Source organism: Anaerovorax odorimutans DSM 5092 (genome assembly GCF_000426305.1).
GTDB classification, from domain to species: domain Bacteria; phylum Bacillota; class Clostridia; order Peptostreptococcales; family Anaerovoracaceae; genus Anaerovorax; species Anaerovorax odorimutans.
This window is the reverse complement of sequence record NZ_AUFC01000002.1, coordinates 286,176-293,861: the sequence shown is the minus strand read 5'-3', so window position 1 is coordinate 293,861 and position 7,686 is coordinate 286,176. Positions and strand designations below refer to the sequence as shown.

The following is a 7,686-nucleotide window of genomic DNA, read 5'->3' as shown; positions in this document are numbered from 1 at the left end:
CAGAACGTCGTGAGACAGTTCGGTCCCTATCCGCTGTGGGCGTTGGAAATTTGAGTGGAGCTGTCCTTAGTACGAGAGGACCGGGATGGACATACCTCTGGTGCACCAGTTGTTCTGCCAAGGGCATAGCTGGGTAGCTAAGTATGGACGGGATAAGCGCTGAAAGCATCTAAGTGCGAAGCCCCCCACAAGAAAAGATTTCCTCCATTAAATGGTAAGACCCGTGAGAGACTATCACGTTGATAGGTCGGAGGTGTAAGTGCAGTAATGTATTAAGCTGACCGATACTAATAGGTCGAACGCTTGACCAAGGTTTCAAGGAAAAAGATTTGACATTGTTCAGTTTTGAGGGTACAATACTCTTAATTACGAAGTTAGTTTTGAGTAAGACAAGGAATATTGATTGAAGACGAAGGCATGTACTAGTGTACTTAACTGAGGATGAAAGAAAATATGACATAGTATTACACAAAAATAATGAGTAAAATAAATCGCGTTTTTTATATAACGAGGCGCAACGAGAAAAGGCGAAAGAGTGTATTAACATACATGATTGAGGCTGAAAGAAGTTAGCAACAAAGTAATATGAAAAATTAACAAGCGAAGATCTGGTAATAATAGCGATGAGGTCACACCTGTTCCCATCTCGAACACAGTAGTTAAGCTCATTAGCGCTGATGATACTTGGCGGGAAGCTGCCTGGGAAAGTAGGACGTTGCCAGTTTAGTAAAAAATACACTCCAAATGGGGTGTATTTTTATTTTAGATAAAATATTAAATATATTAAAACCTAGCCAAGTATCATTATTTGGCGGGAAGCTGCCTATTTTACGCGGCTTTAGCCGCAGTGTAAAACAGGACAACATTCGCTGTGCTCATTCCAGCATTTCGTGCTGCTGTCCGTTTTTCCATTAAATTCACTTTGTGAATTTAGAAAAAAGGCAGCGAAACAAGTTTTGCTTGTGTAGGAGTACATAGAAATGTAAAGATAAAATTATAGATTTAAAATTAAATATAGTTTGATGGTTGCTAATAAAAATGGTAAGATATAGTTTAAGATTGCAGATTTAATTAATGATTTATATAGTAACATATAATGAAGCACAATAATCTATAATACATAAACTATTGGTATATAACTATGGAGGACTCTATGAAATTTTTACATATATCTGATCTACATCTTGGGAAGCGAGTATATGAGTTTTCTATGATAGATGATCAAAAATATATTTTGGATAGTATTATTGGAATAATTGTTTCTGAAAAACCGGAAGCGGTTATAATAGCTGGAGATATATATGATAAAGCTGTTCCTTCTGCTGAAGCAGTTGAGCTGTTTGATAATTTTATTACTGAACTTTCTGCATTTGATTGCTCCATTTTTATTATAAGCGGAAATCATGATTCCGGGGAGAGATTAAATTATGGAAGTAGAATTATGTCTAAACGAAGGATATATATTTCTGGTAGTTTTGATGGGAATTTAAAGAAAGAAGTAATTTCTGATAAATGGGGTGATGTACATATTTATATGATGCCATTTTTAAAACCGTCGATGGTTAGACATTATTTTAAAAATCATGAGATTTTAACATATGAAGATGCAATCAGAGCTATATTAGAAAATGAAAAAATAAATGGTGACAATAGAAATATTTTGATTGCACACCAATTTGTTACAGGCAGTGGTATAATACCTGAAACTTGTGATTCAGAAATGGTTAATGTGGGTGGGGTTGATAATGTTGATGTTAGTTTATTTGATAGCTTTGATTATGTTGCACTTGGGCACTTGCACGGACCTCAAAAAATGGCTAGAGATACTATTAGATATTCAGGGTCAATATTAAAGTATTCTTTTTCAGAAGTACATCAAAAAAAGTCTGCAACTATAATTGAAATGGGTTCAAAACAAGATATAAATATTAGAACAATACCTTTAAAATCAAGAAAAGATCTTAGAGAGATAAAAGGTCCTATTAAGGAACTTTTGAAGCCAGAAGTATACAATATAGGAGATAAAGAGGATTACTTATCCGTGATACTTACAGATGAAGAAAGCATAATGGATCCTATTGGAAAATTAAGATTAGTTTATCCTAATATTATGAGGCTTGAATTCGAAAATTCTAAATCAAGAAAAAGAGAATCTGAGGTTAATCTATCAACAAATGAAATATCTGAAAAAAGTCCTATAGAATTATTTGAAAATTTTTATACAGAACAAAACGGGATTAAAATGAGTAATGATCAGAGAGAACTAATTGGTAGTATAATGGAAAAAATTATGGGAGGTGGGGCATAATGAAGCCTATTTTGCTTACGATGAGTGGATATGGACCTTATGCCAAAACAATTAATGTACCCTTTTCTAAGTTTGGTGATAAGGGTATATTTTTAATTGCAGGAGATACAGGAGCGGGGAAAACTACAATTTTTGATGCAATAACTTATGCTTTATTTGGTAATGTCAGCGGCAGTACTCGTACTGTAGATACATTACGTAGTGACTTTGCAGACAGATATACGGAAACTTATGTGGAACTTTCTTTTAAGCATAAAGGAGAAGAATATCGAGTATATAGGAGCCCTCAGTATGAAAGAGTAAAAAAAGTAGGAAATGGAACAACAATAAAGCAAGCAGAAGCCGTTTTATATTTACCTAAAAATAAGGTTATAAATAAATGGAAAGATGTAAATATAGCAATCGAAGATATTTTAGGGGTAAATTATAAGCAATGGAGAAATATTGCAATGATTGCACAAGGTGAATTTTTAAATCTTTTAAATTCAGATAGTAAAACAAGAGGAGATATATTAAGGCGTATCTTTAATACAAATATTTTTGTTAGTTTTCAAGAAGAATTAAAGAATATGTATTTTAACGTAAAAAAGGATAGGGAAAGTTATGAAAGAAGTATATTGCAATATATAAATGATATTTCTTGCGATAAAAATGATAGTTATTATGAAAATATTAAGGAAATAAGAGACTCAAATAATATTCATAAAGTCTTTGAAATAGGTATATTACTGGAAAAATTAATAGACGAAGATGTAAAAAAAGAAAATGAGCTATTAGATAAAATACGACAAATAGAAATAATAATCAGGGAAATATCAAATGAAATGGCAAAAGCGGAAGAAAATAATTTATTATTTATTGAATTAGAAAAAAAGATAAAGGAGAGAGACTTATTAGAAGAAAAGAAACATGAAATGAATAAAAACAATGAAGTTTTATTTTCTGCTCAAAAATCAAGTAAAATAATACCAATTGAAAAAAACTATATAAAATCAAAAGATGAATTTAAAAAAATAAGTAATAGATGCCTTAACTTAGAAACTTTTATCGATGAGCAGAGTGAATTAGTATACAAATTGCAAAATATTTTTATAGAGAAAAAAGAAAATAATAAAGAAATAGAATATTTGATAGGAGAAATAGCTACATGGGAATCTAAAATATCTAAGTATGAAATGTCAGATTCATTAAGAAAAGAAATAAATAAATTAAGCAAAGTGTACGAAGATAAAAATAAAAGTATCATAGCATTGAACGAAAAGCAAAACTCTTTTTTAAAAAGTAAAAGAGAATTATCAAATATCCCTCAGCTTTTTATGGAAAATGAAATTAAAATTTCAAAGCTAAAAAATGATATAGAATTAAATAATCAAAAAACAGAGCAGTGTGAAGATGTTTTAAGCAATGTTGAAAAGTATTTTGAAATGAGTAATCATTATGATATGAAAACAGGTGAATATAAGGAGTTTGAATCTGAAGTGGAAATCCTTCAAAGGGAATATAATGAATGTGAAATATTATATTTAAGAGAGCAGGCTGGAATCCTTGCAAATAATTTAGCCTCAGGTGATCCTTGTCCTGTCTGCGGTTCTATCCATCATCCTAATAAAGCAAAGCTTTCTAAAAACACACTATCTTTGGAAGAACTTAAAAATAAAAAACTTAATCTAGAGGTAATGTTTAATACTTTAAAACAATTAAGTGAAGCTTTAGGAATAAAAAAAGCAGAAATTGAATCAATTGAGTTGCAAATCAAAAACCAAGCAGAAAAAATTATAAGAAGAGAAAGTGATACACCAATTGATAAAGATAAGTATTCTTCTATAGAAGATATAAAAAGTATTATTAATTATTTTTTTAATGCTTTGGTCTCTCAAAATAATATATTTAAAAATGAATTAGATAATCTTAAAGATTATCAAGTATTATTAAAAACACAAGAAGAGAGATTGCTAAAGATTGAACAAATATTTAATAATAATGAAAATATATTAAGTAATGAACAACAGGAATTACAGGAGATAAATACAGTTCTATATGAAAAAAAGGGTCAGTTAAAGAATATTGAAGAAAATATTGGTAGTTTAAGTAAAAAAGAAGCAATAAAGCAAATAGAAGTAATGAAAGAGAAAAAGAAGGAACTAATGCTTGAACTAGAAACTTCTGAGAAAAATTATAATGATTCAAAAAAAGTTTTGGATGAAAAATCTGCTGTTTATGGAGAACAAAAAAATATACTTCCTAATTATGAGAAAGAATTTATTATAAATGAAGAAAATTATAAAAACGAAATTAAAAATTTAGGATTTCAAGATGAGATGGAATATAAAAATGCGATTCTTTTACAGGAAGAAGTACATAAGCTTGAAGAATCAGTAAATACCTATACTTCCAGTTTAAATGAAGTAAAATTATTAATATTGCATTTGGAAAATCAAACAAAAGGTAAAAGTTATATAGATACCGAGAAATTTCATGAAGATATAGAAAAAAATGAATCTGAAAGAAATTTTATTTCACAAAGGAAAAATGAAATTTCTATGAAGGTTTTTCAAAATATATCTGTAAAAGAAAAAATTGAAAAATTTATTAATCAATATGAAAATTCAGAGAAAAATTCTTTAATGATTAAAGAGCTTTATGAAACTGCAAATGGAACATTAGCAGGTAAATCAAAAATTGTATTTGAGCAATATGTACAAGCTGCTTATTTCTCCTTAATTATTGAACAAGCTAATAAGAGAATGAGCAAAATGACAGGAAATAGATATGAATTGAAGCGAAAAGAATATGGAAACAATCTAAAATCTCAAGTAGTATTTGAATTAGATATATTTGATAATTATACAGGTAAGATTCGCAGTGTTAAATCGCTTTCAGGAGGAGAATCATTTAAAGCAGCGTTGGCATTGGCATTAGGCTTATCAGATGTTATTCAGAACAGATTGGGAGGAATTCAAATAGATACACTGTTTATAGATGAGGGGTTTGGATCATTAGATTCTGATTCAATTGATCAAGCAATAAGCGTTTTAAATCAACTTAGTGAAGGAGATAGGCTCATAGGAATAATTTCTCATGTTGAGGAATTAAAAGCATCTATAGATAAAAAAATAATGGTTTATAATTGTAAAGCTTCAAAAATACATGGAGGAAGCTATTTGGAAATATTTGTTTAGATACCATAATAATATTATTGTAAATTTAATTATAAGATATTATATTTATTGTTTTTAAAGGCTTTTACATAAATATATTTAATTATTATAACAAAACTAAATGTATAATTTAATAAAGAATCATAATTTAATATTATATTAAATTAATTAAATATTGGAAATAATATTTGTAAATGAAAAAATAATTAACAAATGCTTACATGTATGATATATTATAAACTGCAAAATAAAACAAAGGATGGACTTTATGAATATATTAGAAATAATTTTAATTGGCATTGGTTTAAGTATGGATGCTGTGGCGGTTTCAATGACAAATGGAATGGTATATAAAAATATGACTAAAGGCAAGGAACTTGCCATGCCAATAGCTTTTGGATTATTTCAAGGCGGAATGCCACTTTTGGGATATTTTGCGGGAAGCCTTTTTACAGTATTTATAAGCAAATATTCAGGAATAATAACTTTAATAATACTTGGCTTTATTGGGGGAAAAATGATAAAAGATTCCTTTAATGATGATCAAAATAACAATAATAACATTAGTCTTACTTATAAAGTATTGCTTTTTCAGGCATTAGCAACAAGTATAGATGCTTTTGCTGTAGGTGTTAGTTTTTGTGCCACAGGGGTAGATATTAACTTTGCAGCTCCAATTATTGCAATAACAACATTTATATGTAGTTTTTTAGCCATTATTATTGGTAAACGCTTTGGAAATATTCTTGGATCAAAGGCTCATATGCTTGGAGGTATTATTTTAATAATAATTGGGATAAAAGCAATAATTTAATAAAGTATGTTTTTTAGGTTAACAATTATATTCAAATTATTTACATATCAATACTTAAAAATTTATGTTATACTTAATTATATAATTTAGAACATATTGGAGATAAGATATGGAAAGGGAAAATAACAAACATCCGTCAAGAGAAAAATGTATGGCACTTTTGAAAGAGTATAATACACCGGAACATGTCATAAGGCATTGTATTGCTGTAACTGATACTGCATTAAAAATTGCTGGTGCATTAAATGAGCATGGAAATAATTTAAATATGGATTTAATTCAAGCTGCTGGGTTACTTCATGACATTGCAAGAGTTGAAGACAAGCATTGGGATGTAGGGGCAGATTATCTTTCTAGCTTGGGATATGATGAAGAAGCAGATATTGTAAGGGTTCATATGTTTTACATAGGAGAAAAGACTCAAGAGAAAATTACTGAATTGGATATAATTTGTTTGTCAGACCGTATGGTAAAAGAAAATAAATTTGTAGGATTACAAAAACGTATGCAATACGTTTTAGATAAATATAAAGGTAATAAAGAAGCCACAGAAAGAATTGGAAAACGAGTTGAGGATGCTCAGTTTTTTATTGACCGAATTGAAAATGAAATTGGTATGTCAATATTTCATTTAATGAGAAAGTAATATTTACCCTATCTTTGTAATATGCTTACTTTAAGTAGAAAACAAGGAGGGGTATTTTTATGAATAGATACAGAGGAAATTCTAGAAGAAAAAACTTGGGAAGTACAGTAATTAAGCAAGTTATTGCTTGTATTATAATAGTATTACTTGCGATTTTAATAAAAAAGATGGATATTGCGATTGTAAATAATACTGTAGAGACTTTTAAAGCAGAACTCAAAAAAGATTATAATACAAGTGAAATTGTGGCAACAACAAAGGGTTTGGCAGATAAAGTAAAGGGGCTACCTGTATCAATTACAGCAGCTTTTAATAAAGGGGAAGAGAAACTGGCTTTTTCACCTCCTACAGATGGGGCTCAGGTTATTTCAACATTTGGAGAAAAATCAACCTATTTTGGAGGAGAAAATTCCGGATTTTCAAGAGGAATGACATTTGCTTCAGATGAAGATTTGCAAATTTTTTCTGTGAGTGGAGGAACTGTGGAAGAAGTAAGTGAAAGCAGTGATTATGGTAAGTATATAAAGATAAAACATGAAAATGGAATAAGTTCAATATATGGAGGCTGTACACAGATTTATGTAAAACCGCTAGATAAAGTTAAAAAAGGGCAGCTTATAGCTTATATCTCTAAAAGCGATAATGGTCAATTAAAGTTTGAACTTTGGGATAATGGAAATGTGGTAAATCCTAATAACTATATTGAGTTTTAAATATTATTATGTTAGAGATTAATTTTTTTAAAGTAAAAATTGAATTA

Annotated in this window: 5 protein-coding genes and 2 rRNA genes; all 7 read left to right on the top strand. The window is 29.1% G+C overall.

What is annotated here, in order from left to right; all coding sequences use genetic code 11:
- Positions 1 to 311: ribosomal RNA gene (locus K292_RS0103120) — 23S ribosomal RNA — on the top strand; the annotation flags it as partial.
- Positions 312 to 607: 296 nt separating this feature from the next.
- A 5S ribosomal RNA gene (gene rrf / locus K292_RS0103115) occupies positions 608 to 724 on the top strand.
- 429 nt (positions 725 to 1,153) lie between these two features.
- Complete coding sequence (locus tag K292_RS0103110; protein WP_027398613.1) at positions 1,154 to 2,308, top strand: exonuclease SbcCD subunit D; 1,155 nt, start codon at positions 1,154 to 1,156, stop codon at positions 2,306 to 2,308.
- Positions 2,308 to 5,487 carry an AAA family ATPase gene (locus K292_RS0103105; RefSeq protein ID WP_027398612.1) on the top strand — a complete coding sequence of 1,060 codons (3,180 nt, stop codon included), beginning with the start codon at positions 2,308 to 2,310 and terminating at the stop codon, positions 5,485 to 5,487. The genes K292_RS0103110 and K292_RS0103105 overlap by 1 nt, the downstream gene beginning before the upstream one ends.
- A 247-nt stretch (positions 5,488 to 5,734) precedes the next feature.
- Positions 5,735 to 6,280, top strand: a complete 546-nt coding sequence (locus K292_RS0103100; RefSeq protein WP_027398611.1) for a manganese efflux pump MntP — start codon at positions 5,735 to 5,737, stop codon at positions 6,278 to 6,280.
- 109 nt (positions 6,281 to 6,389) lie between these two features.
- On the top strand, positions 6,390 to 6,926 hold the full coding sequence (locus K292_RS0103095) for an HD domain-containing protein (RefSeq protein ID WP_027398610.1): 537 nt from the start codon (positions 6,390 to 6,392) through the stop codon (positions 6,924 to 6,926).
- A 59-nt stretch (positions 6,927 to 6,985) separates the two neighbouring features.
- Positions 6,986 to 7,639 carry a M23 family metallopeptidase gene (locus K292_RS0103090; protein WP_027398609.1) on the top strand — a complete coding sequence of 218 codons (654 nt, stop codon included), beginning with the start codon at positions 6,986 to 6,988 and terminating at the stop codon, positions 7,637 to 7,639.
- Positions 7,640 to 7,686 lie beyond the last annotated feature (47 nt).